Genomic DNA, 19,688 nt, shown 5'->3' on the forward strand with positions numbered 1-19,688 from the left:
CTCACGGGCCCCGCTGCTCGGCCGCCTGGCCCTGCTGGGCCGGCACGGCCAGGGGCGCGTGGCCCAGCGCGCGGAACAACTCGGCGCGCTCCTGCGCGAAGGCCGGGTCCTCCTCGTAGTCGCCGTGCCCGAGGATCGGCTCGGGCAGGGGGCGTTGCAGATTCCGGCCGTAGTGCATCGGGTCGGGCAGCGGCCCGCGGTCCACCGGCGGATCGCCGCCCCCCGCGGGACCGCCGATCGGGTCGGTGGCCCGCCACAGGTTCCGCCAGCGCGGCATGTCGCGGTGCAGCGCGTCCAGGGCCTGGGGGCCGAAGAACGCCGGGAACCACGGGCCGTAGAGCCGGGCCAGCGGCGAGCCGTGGGTCAGCAGCGCGATCCGGCTGCGAGTCGCCGCGTCCAGCTGCCACACGGCCGCGGCGGCCAGCACGCTGCCCTGGGAGTGCCCGGAGATGATCAGCCGGCCGCCGGTGGAGTCGACCCAGGTGCCCATGCGCCACGACAGGTCGGGCACCGCGCGCTCGGCATAGCAGGGCGGCGCGAACGGATGGGCGGCGCGCGGCCAGAACGTTCCGATGTCCCAGAGGATGCCGATGGTCCTGCGGGAAGCCGTGTCACGGTAGGCGCGGCGGCCCATGGCCAGCAGCAGGACGACTCCTATCCCCATCAGCCAGGAGCCGAGGGCCTGGCAGGCGTCGGCGGTGAAGGACAGCACGGCGGGCGAGTCCGCCGCGGCCCGCGAGGGCGAGTCGCCGGTCAGCGAGCCGGCGACGGCGGTGAGCCCGAACACCAGGCAGGCGCCGCTGATCCAGCCGACGAGCACCGGCGCGTGGTCGGTCAGCGAGGCGCGGGCGACGGCGGACGCGATGCGGTCGCTGCGCTCCCGGAGCGGCTCGCAGCTCTCGTCCGGGTACTGGTCGCGCACGCTCGCGGCGAGCCGCTTCTTGCTCCGGCGCGCGTGCAGCAGCGCGGCCACGGCCAGGCCGAGCACCACGACGAGCAGAAGCGGGATGACCGACGCCTCCCAGCTGAGCAGCACCGGCGGCCCGGCGATGGCCGCGCCCGGCTCCCCCGGCGCCGCGGAGGGGTCGAGCCAGTCGGCGAGGCGCTGCGCGACACCGCCGGTGAGCACCCCGCCGAGGCCGCACGCCAGCATCGCGACGCAGGCGCCGCCGAGCCCCCCGAGCGCGCCGCGGTCCGCGCTGCGCGCCTGCCGGTGCAGGCGGTGCGCGGCGAGGGCGACGGCCACGACCAGCGCGCCCTGCACGAGGGTCAGGACGGGGAAGACGACGGAGCCGGCCGGGTGGCGGCCGGTGGCCGCCCAGTCGGGGCGGCTCCAGCCGGTGTGGACGACGACGAGGAGCAGCAGCAGCATCGCCGCCCGGGGCAGGGTGCGGGTCACCGAGGGCTCGGGCCGGTCGTCCGGCTCCTCCTCCGTGCGCCCGTGCCTGGCCTGCTGGACCGCGACGACGCAGCCGCCCGCCACGGTCGCGGCGAGCAGCAGCCAGCCGCAGACCGCGAGCGGGGTACTGCCCTGCCCGCCGCGGTCGTAGGGGCCGGTGGCGGTCAGCAGGGCCGCGGCCACCGTGAGCAGGGCGGCCGTGACGTGGGTGGCGCGCAGCCGGGCGACGAGGGCGCGGCCGTACCAGAAGCCGGGCAGGCTCAGGCGCGCGTGGTCTCCGCCGTCGGGGCGCGGCCTGACGGGCGGGGACGCCGACTCGTAAGCGCTCCAGGTCCGGTGGGACAGCCACCACAGCAGGGCAATCAGCGCCAGGGGCACGACCGCGGCCAGCGCGAGCCGGCGGCCGGGCTGGGCCCACCAGCCGTGGCCGGGTCCGAAGGGCTCGATCCAGGAGGTGCCCTCGGCGCAGGCGGCCGAGGCGGCGCACTGCCAGGCCAGGAGGTCCAGGGACACGGCACAGGCCCCGGCGGCCAGCAGTACGGTGAGCGACAGCGCGGTCAGCCGCACCAGGGTGTCGTAGAGCCGGTCGGTGCGCCGCGGCCCCGGGGCGGCGGGCCGCATCCAGTGCGCGAGATTGACGATGGTGAACGGCAGGAGCAGCAGCCACAGGGCGCGCGCCCCGTTCCCCGAGGTGAGGTTGCACCATATGTACGCCTCGCGCACGGGCCCGGTGTCCCCGCACGGCCGGTCGGCGAGGTCCTCGGTGCGCCGGTAGACGCTGGCCGTGGCGTCGCCTGTGACCCGGGTGGTACGCGCGTCCTCCAGCATCTTTTCCGGGGTGGTGCCGCCGACGCCGTGCACCATCAGCTCGACGGCGGGCTCCGGCGGCGTCCCCGCGAGCGGCTCCGGGACCGGGCGCACCGCCGCCGTGCCGTCCCGGCCCGCGGGCGGTGCCGTGCCGTCCGTGGTCATCGTGGTCCCCCTCCGTCGCTGCCCTGTTCAGCTCTTCTCCGCGCGGGGCCGTGCCGAACCGCCCTCGTGAGGGGGATGTTTGGCATGCAAGGATGACGTCGGCAGCATGGGGACGTTTGGCCCGTGCGCAACCCCCGGACGGGGTTCCGGGCGGCCCGCGACACCAAGAGGAGACGGCGTGAGCGACAACCAGAACCTGCTGGCCGGGCAGCGGCGGGCGCTCATCCTGGACGAGGTGCGGCGGCGCGGGGGCATCAGGGTCAGCGAGTTGACGCGCATGCTCCAGGTGTCGGACATGACGGTGCGGCGGGATCTGGACGTGCTGGCGCGCCAGGGCTCGCTGGAGAAGGTGCACGGGGGCGCCGTTCCGGTGGCGGAGCGGCGCACGCACGAGCCCGGCTTCGAGGCGAAGTCGTCCCTGGAGCTGTCGGCCAAGAGTGACATCGCACGGGCCGCCGCGGCGCTGGCGACTCCAGGGAGCGCGGTGGCGCTCTCCGGCGGCACGACGACGTACGCGGTGGCGCACCAGCTGCTTGAGGTGCCGGAGCTGACCGTGGTGACGAACTCGGTCCGGGTGGCGGACGTGTTCCACCACGCGGGGCAGGCGGCCGAGGGCGGCTCCTCGGCGCCGCAATCGGCGACGGTGGTGCTGACGGGCGGGGTGCGCACCCCGTCGGACTCGCTGGTGGGCCCGGTGGCGGACGCGGCCATTGCCTCCCTGCACTTCGACGTGCTCTTCCTCGGGGTCCACGGCATCTCGGTGGAGGCGGGGCTCTCCACGCCGAATCTGGCGGAGGCCGAGACCAACCGGCACTTCATCCGCTCGGCGCGGCGCGTGGTGGTCGTGGCGGACCACACCAAGTGGGGTACGACGGGTTTGAGTTCGTTCGCCTCGCTGGACGAGGTGGACACGCTGGTGACGGACGCCGGACTGGCGGCGCCGGACCGGGAGGAGATCGGCGAGCACCTCGCGGAACTGCTGATCGCCGGAGAGCCGGACACACCGGAACGGCCCACGCCGTGATGCGAGGCGGCAGCCTCGACGGAAAAACTGGAATAATCCGGACACTTTCCCGTCCGGAGCTTCCCGTCGATCCCGACGCCCCCGTCGATGTACGCCGAACCGCGCCGACCGCGCCCGCGCACAGGAGCAGTGAGCCCGCACCGTGATCAGACTTTCCGCCGCCCCGTCCCCCGCCCCTACCCGCGCGGTGGAGTTCGCCGCGCTGCCCTCCCGCGCCGACCAGGCGTGCCGCACGGTCGCGGCGCAGCTGCACGAGTGGCGGCTGCCGCAGCTCGGCGACGGAGCCGCCGCGGGCGTCGTCCGCCTGCTCGCCGACGCCCGCAGGCACGCGGGCGCCGGCGCCGAGCCGCCCTGCACCGTCGAACTGCGCCTGCTGTGGGACCGCGTGGCCGTCTCGGTGCGGGACCACGGGCCCCGCGCCCACCACGCACCGTCCGTGGCCGCCGTGCCGGACAGCGGCGGGCTGCGGGCCCACCAGGACGAACGGGGCCGCACCGTCTGGTTCACCCTGCCGGTCCCGCACCCGCCGACGCCGCCGGAGGCGCACGCGGTCCGCCACCCCTGGGCCGCGCACGCCTGAGCCGGGACCGACCGCGTCAGGTCCGCCGCCGGCCGGACAGCCGGCCCTCGCCGAGCACGGCGAGCCGCGCCCGGTACTCCTCCGCCTCGATCTCCCCGGCGGCGAAGCGCCGGCCCAGCAGACCGGCCGGCGTTTCGTGTCCCGGCCCCCGCCCGCCGCGCCACACGGTGCGGCGCAGCAGCCAGAAGGCGAGGGCCGCGATCGCCGCCCACAGCAGCGGAATAAGCAGAAGCCACGGCCCGGGGCCGTCGTCGCGATAGGCGTGCGCCAGGATCTCCATGGTGTGTCGCTCCTTCTCCGGAGGGCTGCCGACGGCCGCCCGCCGTGCGCGGGACGTCCGCGGGACGCGTTTCTCTTCACCCCCGAGCCTTGCGCCCGCACGGCCCCGCGTCGTCGTACGGGCAGCGGCTCCCGCGCTGCTCCCCCGGGAGTAGGTCCGTGCCGCGCGGCCGGGCGCTGTCAGTGGCGGCTGCCAGAATCGACCACATGAGCGAAAAGCGGCCGGTGGGCGGCAGATGGGCGATGGCGGAGTACGCCGACAGCTCGGTCGTGGTGTGCCCGCTGGACGAGGAGGGGCGGCCCGCCGGCCCGCCCGAGCGGTCCGCGGGCCCCGCCGAGGCGGTGCGCGCGAGGCCCGGCGTCGCGCGGTGGGTGTGGCGTTCCACGGCCTCCCTGTATCCGCGGCTGCTCGCCGCCGGGTTGCGGGTGGAGCGCTGCTACGACGTGGAGGCGGCCGAGGCGCTCCTGCTCGGGCACGAGGGCGCGTACGGGCTGCCGCGCTCGCTGAGCGCGGCCTTCGCCCGGCTCAGCGGCCTGCCGGTGCCGGACGACCCGCCGCAGGGCCCGGCGGATTCCGCGCAGCCTTCGCTGTTCGCCGCGGAGCCGGTGCCGCTGCCGCTGGACGCGGACCCGCTCCAGGCCCTGCTGCGGGTGTACGCCGGCCAGCTCGCGCGGGCGGCGGGGACGGTGCGCCCGGAGCGGATGCGGCTGCTGCTGGCCGCGGAGTCGGCGGGCACGCTGGTCGCGGCCGAGATGGGCCGGTCCGGTCTCCCGTGGCGGGCCGACGTGCACCGGGAGCTGCTGACGGAGCTGCTCGGGGAGCGCTATCCGGGCGGGGCGCCGCCCCGGCGGCTCGCCGAGCTGGCCGAGCGGGTGTCGGTGGCCTTCGGGGACGGCGTGCGGGTACGGCCCGACCTGCCGGCCGACATCATCCGGGCGTTCTCGCGCGCCGGGATCAGGCTCACCTCGACCAGGGCCTGGGAGCTGCGGGAGATCGACCACCCCGCCGTCGCCCCACTGCTGGAGTACAAGCGGCTCTACCGCATCCACACGGCGCACGGCTGGTCGTGGCTGCGTTCCTGGGTGCGGGACGGCCGGTTCCGCACGGAGTACGTGCCGGGCGGCGCCGCCTCGGGGCGCTGGACCACGCACGGCGGCGGGGCGCTCCAGATCCCCCGCGCGGTGCGGCGGGCGGTGGTGGCCGATCCGGGCTGGTGCCTGGTCGTGGCCGACGCCGACCAGCTGGAGCCGCGGGTGCTCGCTGCGATCTCGCGCGATCCCGGCCTGATGGCCGTCTCCGGGGGCACGGGCGATCTCTACACGGCGCTGTCGCGGCGCGGTTTCCCGGGCGACCGGGCGGCGGCCAAGCTGGCGCTGCTCGGGGCCGTGTACGGGCAGACGTCGGGCGACGGGCTGCGGCATCTGGCGGACCTGCGGCGAAGGTTCCCCACGGCGGTCGCCTATGTGGACGAGGCGGCGCGGGCGGGCGAGGAGGGCCGGCTGGTGCGGACCTGGCTCGGCCGCACCTGCCCGCCGCCCGGCACGGCGGAGCCGGCCGGTCCGCCGGAGGGGGCGGAGGAGCCGGAGCGGCCCCGCGGCGCCACCCCGTCGGCGCGGGCGCGCGGCCGGTTCACGCGCAATTTCGTGGTGCAGGGCAGCGCCGCGGAGTGGGCGCTGCTGATGCTCGCCGCCCTGCGGGCCATGCTCCGGGACCTGCGGGCCGAGCTGGTGTTCTTCCAGCACGACGAGGTCATCGTGCACTGCCCCACCGAGGAGGCGGGCACGGTGGCGGAGGCGGTGCGCGCGGCCGGGGAGTCCGCCGGCCGCCTGACGTTCGGCAGCACGCCGGTCAGATTCCCGTTCACGACGTCGGTCGTGGAGTGCTACGCGGACGCCCGCTAGATGTGTTGACCCGGAGGGTTGTTCCCGGGCGTGCCGGGCCGGCGGTCAGGCGATGTGCGCGAGCGGGGCCTCGGCGCCGGTGGCGGTGCCGTCCGCCACCGACCGGGCCGCGGCGGCCAGCCGTCCCACCGCCTCGTCGGCGACCGGGCCGCTCACGGTGAACGGGACGCGAATGTACCCCTCGAAGGCGCCGTCGAGGCCGAAGCGGGGACCGGAGGGGACGCGCACCCCGAGGCGCACGGCCGCCTCGGCGATCCGCGAGCCGGACAGGCCGCCGGTGCGCACCCACAGCGTGAGGCCGCCGGACGGCACGGTGAACTCCCAGTCCGGCAGGTGCGCGCGCAGCGCCAGGACCACGGCGTCGCGGCTCTCCCTGATCTCCGCCCTGCGCTGGTCCGCGGCCTCGTCCCAGCCACCCGAGGTCATCAGCCAGGTCAGCGCGAGCTGTTCCAGCACGGGGCTGCTCAGATCGGCCCAGGCGCGGGCGGCGACGAGACTGCGGATCACCTCGGGGGCGGCCCTGACCCAGCCGATGCGGAGCCCGGCCCAGAAGGTCTTGCTCGCCGAGCCGACGGTGACGACCCCGGCCCCGCCGTGGTCGAAGGCGGCCACCGGCCGGGGCCGGTCCCCCGGCGGGAAGTCGAGAGCCAGGTCGGCCATCGTCTCGTCGACCAGGAGCAGGGTGCCCGCGGCGCGGGCCGCCGCGACCAGCTCGCGGCGCTGCTCCTCGTCGGCGAGGGCGCCCGTGGGGTTGTGGAAGTCGGCCATCACGTAGGCGAGCCTGGGTGAGGAGTCCTTCAGCACCCGGCGCCAGGCCGACAGGTCCCAGCCGGCCGGCCCGGGCCCCAGGGGAACGGCCACCAGGCGCGCGCCCGCCTCGCGCATCAGCTGGAGAACGTTCGCGTAGGAGGGGTGTTCGACGGCGACGCGCTCCCCCGGCGGGGCGAACAGCCGGCAGATCGCGCCGACGGCACCCAGCGCCCCGGTGGTGACCATGATCTGCTCGGGCATCGTCGGCACGCCGAGCGCGGTGTAGCGGTCGGCCAGGGCCTGCCGCAGCGCGGGCAGCCCGGCGGGGAAGTCGCCGTGGGTGCGGGCGGCGGGCGGGAGGGCGTCGAGCGCGGCGCGGCAGGCCCGGGTCAGCCAGGGCTCGGGGGCCGTCGGCGCGGCGCAGCCCAGGTCGAGCATCGAGCCGGCCGCCTCGGGCGGCAGCGGATCGAGGCCGCGGCCCGGCAGCGGCCGGCCCGGCGGCACGGCGGTCCAGCTTCCCGAGCCGCGGCGCGAGCGGAGGAAGCCCTCGGCGCGCAGCGCCTCGAACGCCGAGGCCACGGTGGTGCGGCTGACGCGCAGCGCACCGGCCAGCTCGCGCTCCGCGGGCAGCCGCGCGGCAACGGGCACGCGCCCTTCGAGCACGAGCAGCCGCAGCCCGTCGGCGAGTGCGCGGTAGGCGGGCGCGCGTCCGGGGTCGGTCCGGTCGCCGCCGTGCTGGGAGCCGAGCAAACGGGCCAGATGAGCGGCTCCCACCGTAGAAGTCCACTGAGCCATGGATTCAGGCCACCTTTCGATCATTGGCTCTCGTTTCGCGCGGCACGCAGGCCACACAGTGACACAGGCCAGTCCACTTCCACCAGGGGGACCCTTCCGATGAACCGCTTGCCGCTCCGCCTCGTTCAGCTGTACGGCGGTCTCCTGCTGTACGGGGCGAGCATCGCCCTGATGGTGCGCGCCGGCCTCGGCCTCGATCCGTGGGACGTGCTCCATCAAGGCGTCTCGGAGCACACCGGCCTGTCCATCGGCCTGGTGGTGAACATCACGGGCGCGCTGGTCCTGCTGCTGTGGATTCCGCTGCGGGAGCGCCCCGGACTCGGGACGGTGTCGAACGTAGCTCTGGTCGGGCTGTCGATGGACGCCACCCTCGCGCTCGTCCCCCGGGTGGGTGCCCTGGCGGCGCAGGTGCCGCTCATGTTGTGCGCGGTCGTGCTCAACGGGCTGGCCACGGGCCTCTACATCGCCGCCGGCTTCGGCTCAGGCCCGCGCGACGGCCTGATGACCGCGCTGCACCGGGTCACCGGATGGTCGGTACGGCTGGTCCGCACGGGGATCGAGCTGGTGGTGCTCGCGGCCGGAATCCTGCTGGGCGGCACGGCCGGCGTGGGGACCGTGGTCTACGCCCTCGCCATCGGCCCGCTGGCCCAGATGTTCCTGCGGATGTTCGGAGTCCGGAAACCGGAATCCGGAATGGATTTCGAGGTCCGGCGGCGGCGGGGTATTCTACGCCCTTGGCCCCGCCGGATGGACCGTCACCCCGAGCCATCCTGTGCGGACGCCGGGTGACATCTCAAGTCAGATGTGACAAACCGGACGCCGGCGGGTACGAGAAGGGGCGGTACGACGGGCGACGTATGACCAGCAACGGGAATCTTCACCGCCGACCGGACGTTGACCTGATTGATGATGACAGCGAAACCTGTCCTGTGGGCGACCAGCCCGGGAGGCACGATTCATGAGTGAGCGAGCTCTGCGCGGCACGCGGCTCGTGGTGACCAGCTACGAGACGGACCGCGGTATCGACCTCGCGCCGCGTCAGGCGGTGGAGTACGCATGCCAGAACGGACATCGGTTCGAGATGCCGTTCTCGGTGGAAGCCGAGATCCCGCCGGAGTGGGAATGCAAGGTCTGCGGGGCGCAGGCCCTGCTGGTGGACGGCGAAGGCCCGGAGGAGAAGAAGGGCAAGCCCGCCCGCACGCATTGGGACATGCTGATGGAGCGCCGTACGCGTGAGGAGCTGGAGGAAGTGCTGGCCGAGCGGCTGGCGGTCCTGCGCTCCGGCGCCATGAACATCGCGGTGCATCCGCGCGACAGCCGCAAGTCGGCTTAGCCGCCACGGCGGCTAAAGGACGAGGGCTCGGGTCACGCACGGTGACCCGGCCCCTTATCTTTGCCTGCTTTCCCACCGCCCGCGCCCAACCGCGCGGGCGGTTTCAGGGCTGCCCGGGGCGCACCTCGCCGCTGCCCTCACCCGGCTCGCCGGGTCCGTCCTCGTCGTCCCGGATCACCTCGCCCTGGACGACCCTGCCGTCGCCCCGGCGCATGCGCATCTGCTCCCTGGCCGTCCTGGCCTCCTCGAACGCGGCGCCGAGCGGCCCGCTGCGGCTCGTGACGTACCGCGCCCCGGCACGGCGCAGCAGGGCCGCCGTCGGTGGGAAGACGCAGAGCAGCCCGAGCACGTCGGAGGCGAGCCCCGGCACCATCAGCAGCAGGCCGCCCAGCATCGTCAGCCCGTGCCCGCCGCGCGCCGCCCGCTCGTCACCGGCCGGTGGCTCGCCGCCACGCTGGAGACTCTCGGCCAGCCGCTGCCAGGCCCGCCGTCCGGCGTGCTTGATCACGACCGCGCCGAGCACGAGGGCGGCGAGGAGCAGCAGGAAGACCGTCACGCCCCCGGCCGCGTCCCCGACCAGGATCAGCAGCCAGATCTCCAGCAGCGCCCAGGCCGCGATCAGCAGCGGGAGGAGGACCAGGGGGCCACGGCGCCGCGGGGGCCCGGACCGGTGAGGGGAAGGACTGCCGCTCGTCATGTCTCAAGTGTGCCTGGAGCCGGTCGGTTTCCCGAAGCGCGCGGCGAGTCCCCACGCCGTGACCCGCCACAGCGCCTCGGTCACGATGTCCCCGCTCATCTTGCTGTCGCCGTGCTCGCGCTCCACGAAGGTGATGGGCACCTCGACGACCCGGTGCCCGGCCCTGACGGTGCGGTTCAGCAGGTCCACCTGAAAGCAGTAGCCCTGCGAGTCGACGTCCTGGAGCAGGTCGCTGTCCAGCACGTGCGCCCGGAACGCGCGGAAGCCGCCGGTGATGTCACGCAGCGGCAACCCGAGCAGCAGCCGGGAGTAGGCGCTGCCACCGCGGGAGATCAGCTGGCGGTGCCGCGGCCAGTTGACGATCCGGCCGCCGGGCACCCAGCGCGAGCCGAGCACGAGGTCGGCGTCCCGCAGGGCGGTCAGCAGTCGCGGCAGCTCCTCGGGGCGGTGGGAGCCGTCGCCGTCCATCTCGATCAGCACGCCGTAGCCGCGGGCGAGGCCCCAGCGGAAGCCCGCGACGTAGGCGGCGCCGAGCCCTTCCTTGCCAGCCCGGTGCAGCACGTGCACCTGCGCGTCCGCGTCGGCGATCTCGTCCGCGATCTTGCCGGTGCCGTCCGGGCTGTTGTCGTCGGCCACCAGGATGTCGCAGTCGGGCACCGCGGCCCGCAGACGGGCGATGAGCGGCGCCAGGTTGTCGGCCTCGTTGTACGTCGGAATGATCACCAGGGCCGGACCCGGCGGGGCTCCCTCGCGCGGGGCGCGGTCGCTCACTCGGCGGCCTCCTTCGATGCCGCCCGTGGCTCGCCGCCCCGCCCTCTGCGCTCGCGCACCGCGGCCCCCGCCCACATCAGCAGGCCGAGGCCCGCCAGCGTCCACTCGGGGGCGGCGCCCACCCGGTCGGAGACGGTTCTGTCGTCCCGCAGCGGCAGCTCGGCCGTCAGCACGTCCTGGGTGAACTCCTCGGTCTGCTGCTCGATGGTGCCGTCCGGGGCGACGATGGCGCTGATGCCGCTGGTCGCCGCGGTGACGATGGCCCGGCCGTGCTCCACCGCCCGCAGCCTGGACATGGCGAGCTGCTGCTCGGGCTGGCCGGTGTTGCCGTAGGTGGCGTTGTTGGTCTGGACGACGAGGGCGCGCGCGCCCGCGTTCACGGTGTCCCGCACGATGCCGTCGTAGGCGACCTCGAAGCAGATGACGTCGCCCAGCCGCGCCGGGCCGACGTCGAGGACGCCGGGCTCCTCGCCGGGGTGGAAGTCGCGCGGCACCCGCTCCAGGCGGCTGATCACCTTGCTCAGCTGGTCGCGGAACGGCACGTACTCGCCGAACGGCACGGGGTGCTGCTTGGTGTACGAGTCGCCCGGGCCCGTTTCCGGGTCCCACACGATGCCCTGGTTCTCGACGTAGCCCTCCTTGGTGGGGTGGTCGACCAGCGCCCCCACCAGGATCGGCACGCCGACGGCGGAGACGGCCCGGTCGATCGCGGCGCGCGCCTCCGTACTGCGGTAGGGATCGAGGTCGGAGGCGTTCTCCGGCCAGAGCACGAGGTCCGGGCGCGCCACCCGGCCGGCGTCGATGTCGTCGGCCAGGTCGAGGGTGGCCTCGACGTGGTTGTTGAGAATCAGCATCGGACGGCCGAGGAAGTCCATGCCCGCCTGCTGCACGTTGCCCTGCACCACCGCGACGGAGACCGTGTCGTCGGCGTCCGTGGGCACCGGCACCGCGTACCCGGCCGCCGCGACGGCCGCGGCGAGGCCGGTCGCGCCCAGCGCGGGCAGCGCGGCCGCGGGGGCGCGCCGGGTCCGCCACGTGCGCAGCAGGGGCAGCAGCCGCAGCGCGGCCCAGGCGAGCAGGGCGCCGCTCAGCGCGACGGCGAACGTGACCAGCGGGGCGCCCCCCAGGGCGGCCAGCGGCGTGAACGGGGTGCCGGTGTTGGCGAACGCCAGGCGGCCCCACGGGAAGCCGCCCAGCGGCACCCGGTCCCTGGCCCACTCCTGCGCGACCCACAGGCAGGCCGCCCACAGCGGCCACGCGGGCAGCCGCGAGGTGACGGCGAGCCCGGCCCCCAGCGGCACGAAGAACAGCGCCTCGACGAAGGACAGGCCGATCACCGTGTCCCAGCCGATGACGTGCAGCCACTTCAGCAGGCCGATGAAGAACGGCAGGCCGAGCAGGAACCCGAGCCAGGCGCCCTGCCGCGCGCTCCGGCCGCGGACGAGCGCGGACAGGACGGCCACGGCGACGATCGACAGCGGCCAGACGTCGTAGGGCGGGAACGCGAGGGCCAGTGCGAGACCGGCGGCCACGGCCACCAGCTCGGACCGCCAGTGCAGGCGGACAGCAGCCACCGACCTGCGGATGCGGCCGGGACGGCGGGCGGGGGCGGCCCGCAGCGGCTCGCCGTCGCGCGCCGACCCGTCCGGTCCCGGTGCGTCGGTCTCGCTTGCCATGGTCGTCTCAGGGCCCGATGGCACGGTCGTGGCCTCTCTGGAGAGCGGGCAATGATGAACGACCGTACCTCGAACGCGGCATACTGCGGCGACGCGGGGGCTGCGGATCGGGGCCCGGCGCCCTTCGGTCCGACCCGGGACCCGCTGGCTGCGGACCGACCGAAAGCCGTTGTCTACTGAGCGTCCGGGCCCCGCCCCGGGTCGCACCAGCCGACCGGACGAAACCTTCCGCCCCCGTGCCGCAGGCGGCTGGACCTGGCTCCCGCCGGCGGAGCGCCGGGTCTTGGCACTCCGCCCACTGGCCCAGCAGCGTTCGACGGCTGCGCGGAGGAGCGCCGGCCGGACGTCTTGTGGTGGACCCGGCCGAACCTACCCTTGCCCGACCGCCGCCTGTCAACAGGTGTCTGACCTGGAACTTTCCGCCAAACCGGCAGGTCAGTGCGGCTGGTGGGGCGGCGGCCGACAGGCTCAGCGCACGTCGTTCGGCGGTATGGCCCGCGAGCAGATCACTCGTTCAGCCGGTCGTACACCGTCCGGCCGCCGACGACCGTGCGCAGGCACCCGGGCAGCGGGGCGCCGGGGGCGAGGTCGGGCAGCCCCTGGGTGCCGGAACCGGGGTCGGTCGACCAGCGCGCGAGGCGTTCGTCGGGCGCCTGGACGATCAGCTCCCCGGTGTCCCACACCGCGTAGTCGGCCGGGGCGCCCGGCACGAGCACCCCCGCGTCGTCGTGGCCGAGCGCGCGCCAGCCGCCGCGGGTATGGGCGGTGAACGCGGCGCGCACGGAGATGCGGTGCCCGGGCGTACGGTGGAACGCCGCCGCGCGCAGCGTGCCCCACGGGTCGAGCGGGGTGACGGGGGCGTCCGAGCCGAAGGCCAGCGGGACGCCGGCGCCCAGCAGGGCGGCGAACGGGTTGAGGGTCCTGGCCCGGCCGGGGCCGAGGCGCCTGGCGTACATGCCGTCCCCGCCGCCCCACGCGGCATCGAACGCGGGCTGCACGGAGGCGGTCAGCCCGAGGTCGGCGAAGGCGGCGACGGTGTCCTCGGTCAGCATTTCAGCGTGCTCGACCCGGTGCCGCAGCGCCCGCACCCGGGCGGCGCCGAGCCGTTCCGCCGCGGCCCGCACGCCCTCGGTGACGGCGGTCAGCGCGGCGTCGCCGATGGCGTGGAAACCGGCCTGGAGACCGGCCTCGGTGCAGGCGGTGACGTGGGCGGCGACCTCGTGCGCGGTGAGGTGGGCGGTGCCGGTGTGCGGGGCGTCGGCGTAGGGATGGTGGAGGTGCGCGGTGTGGGAGCCGAGGGAGCCGTCGACGAACAGGTCGCCCGCGGCCCCGACGGCGCCGAGTTCGCGGATGCGGTCGGCGTCCTTCGCGGATGTGACGAGACCGGCCCAGTAGCAGAAGACGCGGGGTCCCGGCTCCCGCGCGGCCAGCGCGATCAGGGCGGCGAGGTCGTCCTCGCTGGAGATCTCAGGTCCCGCGCACTCGTGCACGGCACCGATGCCGAGCGCGGCGGCCCGGCGCAGCGCGGCGCGCTGGGCGGCCCGCCGCCCCTCGGCGCTGACACCGGCGTCGGCGGCGCGGCGCACCGCGTGGTGGGCGTCGGCGGTGAGCGGTCCGGTCGGGTGGTAGCCGCGGAGCCGGTCGACGCCGGGCACGAGGTCGAGCAGGGCGGTGGTGGCGAGTGCCGAGTGGGCGTCGACGCGGGAAAGGTAGAGCGGGCGGCCGACGGCGGCCTCGTCCAGCTCGCGCCGCGCGGGGGGCTCGCGTTCCGGCCAGTTTGTGGTGTCCCAGCCCTGTCCGAGGAGCACCCCGTCGCCCGGCTGCGCGGCGGCGTGGGCGCGGACACGGGCGAGCGCGTCGGCGGCGGAACGGGCCGTCGCCAGGTCGAGGCCGGTGAGGGCGAGCCCGGCGGCGGTCGTGTGCACATGCGCATCCGTGAACGCGGGTGTGACGAGTGCGCCGTCCAGGTCGACGATCTCGTCAGCGGCGGCGGCAAGGGAGTCCGCGGCGGCCTCGGAGCCGACCCAGGCGACGCGGTCGCCGGTCACGGCCATGGCCGTGGCGAACGGGTCGGCGGGGCTGTGGACCTCGCCGCGGCGCAGCAGCACGGTGCGCGGCCGGCTGCCGGGGGTGGTGCTTTCGGTCATGCCCCCAGTCTTCCGCTCCCCCGCCCCCGGCCGGCCCGCGGGGCCCGCGGGGCCGCGGCAGACGGCCGACCGGTGTCAGATGCTCGGGGGCCTGGATTCGTAGGGGGTGGACAGCACGACGGTGGTGCGGGTGGAGACGCCCGCCAGGGAACGGATGCGGGCGAGCAGGTGTTCCAGCTCCGCGGGCGTGGCGACGCGGACTTTCAGGATGTAGTTCTCGTCGCCCGCGACGCTGTGGCACGCCTCGATCTCGGGCACTCCGGCGAGGCGGTCGGCGATGTCGTCCGGCGCGCTCGGGTCGAAGGGCTTCACCGAGATGAACGCGGTGAGCGGCAGCCCGACGGCCTCGGGCGCGACGATCGCGGCGTAGCCGCGGATGATGCCGCGCTGTTCGAGGCGGCGCACCCGCTGGTGCACGGCCGAGGTGGAGAGGCCGGTGGCCTTGCCCAGGTCGGTGTAGCTCATCCGCCCGTCCTTGACGAGCAGTTCCACGATGCGCCGGTCCAGTTCCTCCACGGTCCCGTAACCTACCCGGAACGGCGGCGTTCGGGGGGCGCGCGCCGTGCGGACCGCCGCGTGGTGACGCGTTCGCGACGTTTGTGTGACCAACGACACAAAATGCTGTCGGCGTCCGGTTCTGCTTCACGATTATTCGCTGATCGCCGCGGGAAGTGCTTGCTGTGGCCGACGCCACTGTGCCGTCCTAGGGGGATGTCATGCGCACCGTGAAGCCACTGAAGCGTTCCGAACACAGCGGTTTCGGGGCCGAGTTCCATGAGGATGCCGAGGTGTCCGACGAAGAGATGGAGGCGGCTGACCTGTTCCGCGTCGTCTGCCCGGACTGCACCCAGCCGATAGCGCTCGCCGCCCCCGGGACGGCGCTGCCCGAGCACGCGCTCTGCCCGACCCCGTGGAACCCGTTCGGGCTGACCGTGTGTGCCGGGTCCGGCCGCATGGTCGCCGATGAGAAGGCGGCGGTGGCGCCGGTGCCGCGGACCGGCCACGACACCGCGCTGCTGGCCTCGCTGCCGGAGAGCCTCGACTGGCGCCTCCAGCCGTTCTCCCACGCGACCCCCGACGACGCGGCGCTGCGGCAGGCGGCCTGACAGCCGCCTGCCCCGCGCTCGTTCAGGACGGGCCGACCAGGTGGCGGGCGATGACGCTGCGCTGGATCTCGTTGGTGCCCTCGACGATCTGGAGCACCTTCGCCTCGCGCAGATACCGTTCCGCCGGGAAATCCGCGGTGTAGCCGTAACCGCCCAGCAGTTGAACGGCGTCCACGGCGACGCGCATCGCGGTGTCCGTGCAGAACAGCTTGGCCATGGCTGCCTGCCGGGAGAACGGCTCGCCCGCGTCGCGCAGCCGGGCGGCACCCAGGTAGAGAGCGCGGCCGGCCTCGATCTGCGTGGCCATGTCGGCCAGCATGAACCGCAGCCCCTGGAAGTCGGCGACGGGCCGCCCGAACTGCTCCCGCCCGGCGGTGAACGCGAGCGCCTCGGAGAGCGCGGCCTGCGCCACGCCGATCGCGCAGGCCGCGATGCCGAGGCGGCCGGAGTCGAGGGCGGCGAGGGCCACCGTGAAGCCCTGCCCCTCCTCGCCCAGGCGGCGGTCGTCCGGCACCACGACCCCGTCGAAGTGGACCTGCGCCGTGGGCGACCCGTTCATGCCCATCTTGCGCTCGGGCGCGGCGGCGCCGAGCCCTGCGGCGTCCCCAGGCACGAGGAACGCGGTGATGCCGCGTGGTCCTTCGCCCCCGGTACGGGCCAGGACCGTGTAGAAGTCGGCGATGCCGCCGTGCGTGATCCACGCCTTGGTGCCGGTCAGCACCCAGGTGCCGCCGTCCCGGACGGCACGCGTGCGCAAGCTGGCGGCGTCCGAGCCCGAGGAGGGCTCGGAGAGGCAGTAGGCGCCGAGCAGCCCGCCGCCGAGCATGCCGGGCAGGTGCGCGGCCCGCTGCTCCTTGGTCCCGTAGGCCGCGAGCGCGTGGCAGGCGAGGGTGTGCACGCTGACGCCGAGGCCGACGGTCAGCCGGGCGGCGGCCAGCTCTTCGAGGACCTGGAGGTAGACCTCGTACGGCTGCTCGCCGCCCCCGTACTCGCCGGGGTAGGGCAGCGAGAGCAGCCCGGCGGCCGAGAGCCGTCCGAACGTGGCGCGGGGGAAGGTACCGGTGGCCTCCTCCTGGGCCGCGGCCGGCCGGATCTCGCGTTCGCTCAGCTCGCCGACCAGGGCGAGCAGGTCGCGCGCCTCCTGGGTCGGCAGGTGGCGCCGGACACGTCCGGCGCGGTCGATGGTGGCCATCGCGTTTCCTCCCTGGGGTGACGGCAGGTCACACGTCGGACCGCCGGGTCGCGGCGGCCGGGTGGTGGGCAGGGGTATCGGGGCCGGCGGGCGATCGGCCGACCGGGTGGTGGTGGTGCGTGCGCGGCACGAGGGGTGGGGCCGATGCTATGGCCGCTCCGGAGCTGCCGCGTATGAGGAACGCTCGGCGCGGCGGCGCGGGTCACCACCGGTGGTGTGCGGCAGGGACCTGGCGCCCGCGCGTGCGAACGGGTACCGCCGAGACGGCGAGCGCCGTGGCCGGCTGCCGCCGGGCCGGCTTCCCACGCCCCACGGCACCCCGGCACGCTGCCCCCTCGTCGCGGTCACGCCTCGGCCCTACCCACCCGGACGTGCGGGTACGCGCGGCCCGGGGCGCGGCCGGGTCAGGGGATGGCCTCGATGCGCCGCATGTTCTCCTCGCCCCAGGCACCCAGCGGCTCCAGGGCCGTGTTGAGGGAACGGCCGAAGTCGGTCAGCGAGTACTCGACCTTGGGCGGGACCTGGTGGTAGACCTCGCGGTGCACCAGGCCGCTGTTCTCCATCTCACGCAGTTGCAGGACCAGCATCCGCTCGCTGATCCCGGGCACCGCACGCCGTAACTCCCCGAAGCGCAGGGGGCCTTCGTCGAGCGAGAAGAGGATCAGCCCCTTCCACTTGCCCCCCATGACGTCGATGGCGGCGTCGAGCCCGCACGTGTACGTCCGCTTCTTCATGCGCACTCCTGTCGTTCCTGGGGCGGTGACGGGGCTCGGATGCGGCACCCGATCACCTTAACCGCGGCGACGGTGGGGGCCGGAACGCCCACCGTGGCCGCGGCCCTCCCCGGGCGTCACCGTGGCCCCGCGCGTCCGCGGGGCCACGGCGGCGCCGAAACGGCCCGCCGGGTCAGTCGATACCGACCGCGGCCAGCGCGGATTTCTGCTGCTCCGTCAGCTCGGTCGGGAAGTACAGGTAGCACACCCCGCCGGTGCCGCTCCTGACCTGGCCGGCCGCGTCGTACCGCTTCGTGCGCAGCCAGATGTTCTCGAACTGCCGACGCGCGTACACCCGCCGGACGGCCGTATTGTCGCTGCTGGCCGGGTCGTTGGCGATGACGTCGCCGTCCTCGGTGAAGCCGGTGACCGTCATCAGGTGCCCCGCGGTGCCGTAGCCGGCACCGTCGAGCTCGGCCTCGTAGAACGACTGCGACGTGATCAGCGGAATGCCAGCGGCGACCAGCCGCTCCGCGTCCGCGAGGGTCGCGATGCGGGTGACCACCGCCTGGAGACCGGAGTAGGTGGCGGCGTAGGCGGCGTTGAACGGCCAGTTGCCACAGCCCGCGTACTGGTAGTCGTAGGTGTACCTGGCGGCGTGGCAGACCTGCGGGTCGTCGAACCGCGGGTCGACCCAGGCCAGATCCTCCTCGGTGGGCGCCCGGCCCCAGGACTCGATGATCATTTGGGAGGAGGTGGGGCTGCACCACGCCTCGCCGCCGTTGTCGTACTCCGGGTACCGCCCGATGTGCACGTTCTGCGAGTACGGGGGAACGGTCACCTCGACGCCCGCGGCGGGCCCCGGCTCGGTCGTCGGCACCTCGAAGCGGTCCGGTACGGCCGAGGTCATGGCGCCAAGACGCCAGACGGTCGGCGTCGCGCCGCCGCCGGGCGCCCGGTAGAGGGTCAGGCGCAGCCGGTAGGAGGCGAGGAGCGGACCGGCGGCCGGATCGTCGACGGCGAAGGTGTCCGTCCAGACGCTGCTCCTGCCGTCCGACTGGTCGTCGACGGAGGTGCGCCTGATGTCCTCGTCGCCCGACGCCCAGATGCCCAGCGTGTACCAGGGGGTGTCGGTGCCGTCGGTGTAGGTGCCGCGCATCTCGACCCGCAGCCAGGTCCCGGCGGGTGTCTCGGCGTTCCACGAGGCGATCAGCTCGTTCGCCGGGGTGGCCGCCCGCTGCCGCGGGGAGAGCCACGTCGCGTACTCCCAGCTGCGGGTGGTCCCGGTGTGCGGGTCGGCGTAGTCGGCGGTGCCAGCGGGCGTGCCCACGGCCACGCCCGGCCTTGCGCCGGTGACGACGGTCACGCCGTCCGCGGTGCCGGACCGCCACTGTGCCGCGGTGGTCCAGCTCTTGTTGTGGATGGTCGAGGCGGCCGGGCGACGGCGCCCGCCGGCGGCGGAGCCCTCCGCCGCGGCGGCGCCGGACGGGAGCGAGGCGGTCGAGCCGACCGCGGCGGCGACGGCGGCGGCGAGTACGGTGCGGCGGGGCGTCGTGGTCACGGTGATGTTCTCCCGGTTGTCTCCGGTCGTCTGAAGGACGCGTGCCGACCACTATCGCCCGTCGCCGTCCTGACGACCAGTAAGCGACAGGGAACGCGCAGAAACAATATTGGTGTCGACCTGTGGCGCCGATACCCTGGCAGAGATGATCTTCGAATCCGACGACGCCGAGGACGCCGACCGCCCCGGCGAAGGGCTCGGCGGTCTTGCGGCCCGGGTGCGCGCCCTGCGGCCCTCCTGCGGTCCCGTGCGCCTGGTGGGGATCGACGGGCACGCCGGCTCGGGAAAGAGCACCCTGGCCCGCCGCCTCTCCGCGGCCCTGGGCGGCGCCCCGGTGGTACACCTCGACGACCTCGCCAGCCACGGCGCGTTCTTCGGCTGGGAGGACCGGCTGGCGCGGGGCGTGCTGCGCCCGCTGGCCGCGGGCGGGCCGGCGCGGTACCCCGTGTACGACTGGGAGCGCCGGAGGTACGCGCGGACCGCCGCGCTGCCGCCCGCGCCGGTGGTCCTGCTTGAGGGGGTGGGCGCGGGCCGGCGCGTGGTGCGCCCGTGGCTGGCGCTGCTGATCTGGCTGGCCGTGCCCGAGGAGACCGCTCACGCGCAGGGCCTGCGCCGCGACGGCCCGGGGCTGGCGGAATTCTGGCGGATGTGGGCGGCGGCCGAGCGGAGGCATTTCGCTGAAGATCCGTCAAAGCCCTTTGCGGATATCCTGATGGTACCGAGGGATGGCGGTTACCATGCCTGCGCGTGAGGCCCGGCGGGTGCCGGAGGCAGGCAACCGGAGCCCGTTG

The 19,688-nt window shown here is 74.8% G+C and carries 18 protein-coding genes; 7 read left to right on the forward strand and 11 right to left on the reverse strand.

Annotated elements, in window-relative coordinates:
- Nucleotide 1: 1 nt before the first annotated feature.
- Nucleotides 2–2,371, reverse strand: coding sequence for a hypothetical protein (locus tag RM779_RS08945; protein WP_311617137.1), 2,370 nt, complete (start codon nucleotides 2,369–2,371; stop codon nucleotides 2–4).
- A 178-nt stretch (nucleotides 2,372–2,549) separates the two neighbouring features.
- Between RM779_RS08945 and RM779_RS08950 the strand changes: the two genes are divergently transcribed.
- Entirely contained in the window at nucleotides 2,550–3,395 is an 846-nt protein-coding gene (locus RM779_RS08950; RefSeq protein ID WP_311617138.1) for a DeoR/GlpR family DNA-binding transcription regulator, read from the forward strand.
- Nucleotides 3,396–3,537: 142 nt separating this feature from the next.
- A complete protein-coding gene (locus RM779_RS08955; protein ID WP_311617139.1) occupies nucleotides 3,538–3,975 on the forward strand; it encodes an ATP-binding protein in 438 nt (145 codons plus the stop codon).
- A gap of 16 nt (nucleotides 3,976–3,991) precedes the next feature.
- Here RM779_RS08955 and RM779_RS08960 read toward each other — a convergent pair whose 3' ends face one another.
- Nucleotides 3,992–4,255 carry an SHOCT domain-containing protein gene (locus RM779_RS08960; protein ID WP_311617140.1) on the reverse strand — a complete coding sequence of 88 codons (264 nt, stop codon included), beginning with the start codon at nucleotides 4,253–4,255 and terminating at the stop codon, nucleotides 3,992–3,994.
- A gap of 206 nt (nucleotides 4,256–4,461) precedes the next feature.
- Here RM779_RS08960 and RM779_RS08965 point away from each other — a divergent pair, with 206 nt between their 5' ends.
- Complete coding sequence (locus RM779_RS08965) at nucleotides 4,462–6,156, forward strand: bifunctional 3'-5' exonuclease/DNA polymerase (RefSeq protein ID WP_311617141.1); 1,695 nt, start codon at nucleotides 4,462–4,464, stop codon at nucleotides 6,154–6,156.
- Between the two features lie 45 nt (nucleotides 6,157–6,201).
- On the opposite strand, the gene yczR is transcribed toward RM779_RS08965, so the two are convergent.
- On the reverse strand, nucleotides 6,202–7,701 hold the full coding sequence (yczR, locus tag RM779_RS08970; RefSeq protein WP_311617142.1) for a MocR-like transcription factor YczR: 1,500 nt from the start codon (nucleotides 7,699–7,701) through the stop codon (nucleotides 6,202–6,204).
- Nucleotides 7,702–7,800: 99 nt separating this feature from the next.
- Here yczR and yczE point away from each other — a divergent pair, with 99 nt between their 5' ends.
- Together yczE and RM779_RS08980 are read left to right on the forward strand one after the other, a co-directional pair.
- Entirely contained in the window at nucleotides 7,801–8,490 is a 690-nt protein-coding gene (gene yczE, locus RM779_RS08975; RefSeq protein WP_311617143.1) for a membrane protein YczE, read from the forward strand.
- Nucleotides 8,491–8,659: 169 nt separating this feature from the next.
- The gene (locus RM779_RS08980) at nucleotides 8,660–9,034 is read left to right on the forward strand and encodes an RNA polymerase-binding protein RbpA (RefSeq protein WP_049570522.1); all 375 of its coding nucleotides are present in this window, start codon (nucleotides 8,660–8,662) and stop codon (nucleotides 9,032–9,034) included.
- A 103-nt stretch (nucleotides 9,035–9,137) separates the two neighbouring features.
- On the opposite strand, the gene fxsA is transcribed toward RM779_RS08980, so the two are convergent.
- The 5 genes from fxsA to RM779_RS09005 form a co-directional block, all read right to left on the reverse strand.
- Nucleotides 9,138–9,731: an FxsA family membrane protein gene (fxsA, locus tag RM779_RS08985; protein WP_311617144.1), complete on the reverse strand. Its 594-nt coding sequence runs from the start codon at nucleotides 9,729–9,731 to the stop codon at nucleotides 9,138–9,140.
- Nucleotides 9,732–9,734: 3 nt separating this feature from the next.
- Nucleotides 9,735–10,502, reverse strand: a complete 768-nt coding sequence (locus tag RM779_RS08990) for a polyprenol monophosphomannose synthase (protein ID WP_311617145.1) — start codon at nucleotides 10,500–10,502, stop codon at nucleotides 9,735–9,737.
- A complete protein-coding gene (lnt, locus tag RM779_RS08995; RefSeq protein WP_311617146.1) occupies nucleotides 10,499–12,178 on the reverse strand; it encodes an apolipoprotein N-acyltransferase in 1,680 nt (559 codons plus the stop codon). Before lnt ends, RM779_RS08990 begins: the two co-directional genes overlap by 4 nt.
- Before the next feature lie 506 nt (nucleotides 12,179–12,684).
- Entirely contained in the window at nucleotides 12,685–14,325 is a 1,641-nt protein-coding gene (locus tag RM779_RS09000) for an amidohydrolase (RefSeq protein ID WP_311617147.1), read from the reverse strand.
- A gap of 75 nt (nucleotides 14,326–14,400) precedes the next feature.
- A complete protein-coding gene (locus RM779_RS09005; RefSeq protein WP_077062607.1) occupies nucleotides 14,401–14,841 on the reverse strand; it encodes an Lrp/AsnC family transcriptional regulator in 441 nt (146 codons plus the stop codon).
- A 200-nt stretch (nucleotides 14,842–15,041) separates the two neighbouring features.
- Between RM779_RS09005 and RM779_RS09010 the strand changes: the two genes are divergently transcribed.
- The gene (locus tag RM779_RS09010; protein ID WP_077062606.1) at nucleotides 15,042–15,431 is read left to right on the forward strand and encodes a hypothetical protein; all 390 of its coding nucleotides are present in this window, start codon (nucleotides 15,042–15,044) and stop codon (nucleotides 15,429–15,431) included.
- Between the two features lie 22 nt (nucleotides 15,432–15,453).
- Here RM779_RS09010 and RM779_RS09015 read toward each other — a convergent pair whose 3' ends face one another.
- The 3 genes from RM779_RS09015 to RM779_RS09025 form a co-directional block, all read right to left on the reverse strand.
- Nucleotides 15,454–16,623, reverse strand: coding sequence for an acyl-CoA dehydrogenase family protein (locus RM779_RS09015; protein ID WP_311617148.1), 1,170 nt, complete (start codon nucleotides 16,621–16,623; stop codon nucleotides 15,454–15,456).
- 404 nt (nucleotides 16,624–17,027) lie between these two features.
- The gene (locus RM779_RS09020; protein ID WP_077062604.1) at nucleotides 17,028–17,357 is read right to left on the reverse strand and encodes a winged helix-turn-helix transcriptional regulator; all 330 of its coding nucleotides are present in this window, start codon (nucleotides 17,355–17,357) and stop codon (nucleotides 17,028–17,030) included.
- A gap of 172 nt (nucleotides 17,358–17,529) precedes the next feature.
- On the reverse strand, nucleotides 17,530–18,897 hold the full coding sequence (locus tag RM779_RS09025; protein WP_394813255.1) for a peptidase C39 family protein: 1,368 nt from the start codon (nucleotides 18,895–18,897) through the stop codon (nucleotides 17,530–17,532).
- Between the two features lie 145 nt (nucleotides 18,898–19,042).
- On the opposite strand from RM779_RS09025, the gene RM779_RS09030 reads away from it, so the two are divergent.
- Nucleotides 19,043–19,648, forward strand: coding sequence for a uridine kinase family protein (locus RM779_RS09030; protein WP_311617149.1), 606 nt, complete (start codon nucleotides 19,043–19,045; stop codon nucleotides 19,646–19,648).
- Nucleotides 19,649–19,688 lie beyond the last annotated feature (40 nt).

Source organism: Streptomyces johnsoniae (assembly GCF_031845565.1).
GTDB classification, from domain to species: domain Bacteria; phylum Actinomycetota; class Actinomycetes; order Streptomycetales; family Streptomycetaceae; genus Streptomyces; species Streptomyces johnsoniae.

Bases quoted from the DNA above. Each gene is read 5' to 3' on its own strand.
- RM779_RS08945 (WP_311617137.1), bottom strand. From the start codon at position 2,371: ATGACCACGGACGGCACGGCACCGCCCGCGGGCCGGGACGGCACGGCG.
- RM779_RS08960 (WP_311617140.1), bottom strand. From the start codon at position 4,255: ATGGAGATCCTGGCGCACGCCTATCGCGACGACGGCCCCGGGCCGTGG.
- RM779_RS08965 (WP_311617141.1), top strand. From the start codon at position 4,462: ATGAGCGAAAAGCGGCCGGTGGGCGGCAGATGGGCGATGGCGGAGTAC.
- yczR (WP_311617142.1), bottom strand. From the start codon at position 7,701: ATGGCTCAGTGGACTTCTACGGTGGGAGCCGCTCATCTGGCCCGTTTG.
- yczE (WP_311617143.1), top strand. From the start codon at position 7,801: ATGAACCGCTTGCCGCTCCGCCTCGTTCAGCTGTACGGCGGTCTCCTG.
- RM779_RS08980 (WP_049570522.1), top strand. From the start codon at position 8,660: ATGAGTGAGCGAGCTCTGCGCGGCACGCGGCTCGTGGTGACCAGCTAC.
- fxsA (WP_311617144.1), bottom strand. From the start codon at position 9,731: ATGACGAGCGGCAGTCCTTCCCCTCACCGGTCCGGGCCCCCGCGGCGC.
- lnt (WP_311617146.1), bottom strand. From the start codon at position 12,178: ATGGCAAGCGAGACCGACGCACCGGGACCGGACGGGTCGGCGCGCGAC.
- RM779_RS09000 (WP_311617147.1), bottom strand. From the start codon at position 14,325: ATGACCGAAAGCACCACCCCCGGCAGCCGGCCGCGCACCGTGCTGCTG.
- RM779_RS09010 (WP_077062606.1), top strand. From the start codon at position 15,042: ATGCGCACCGTGAAGCCACTGAAGCGTTCCGAACACAGCGGTTTCGGG.
- RM779_RS09015 (WP_311617148.1), bottom strand. From the start codon at position 16,623: ATGGCCACCATCGACCGCGCCGGACGTGTCCGGCGCCACCTGCCGACC.
- RM779_RS09020 (WP_077062604.1), bottom strand. From the start codon at position 17,357: ATGAAGAAGCGGACGTACACGTGCGGGCTCGACGCCGCCATCGACGTC.
- RM779_RS09030 (WP_311617149.1), top strand. From the start codon at position 19,043: ATGATCTTCGAATCCGACGACGCCGAGGACGCCGACCGCCCCGGCGAA.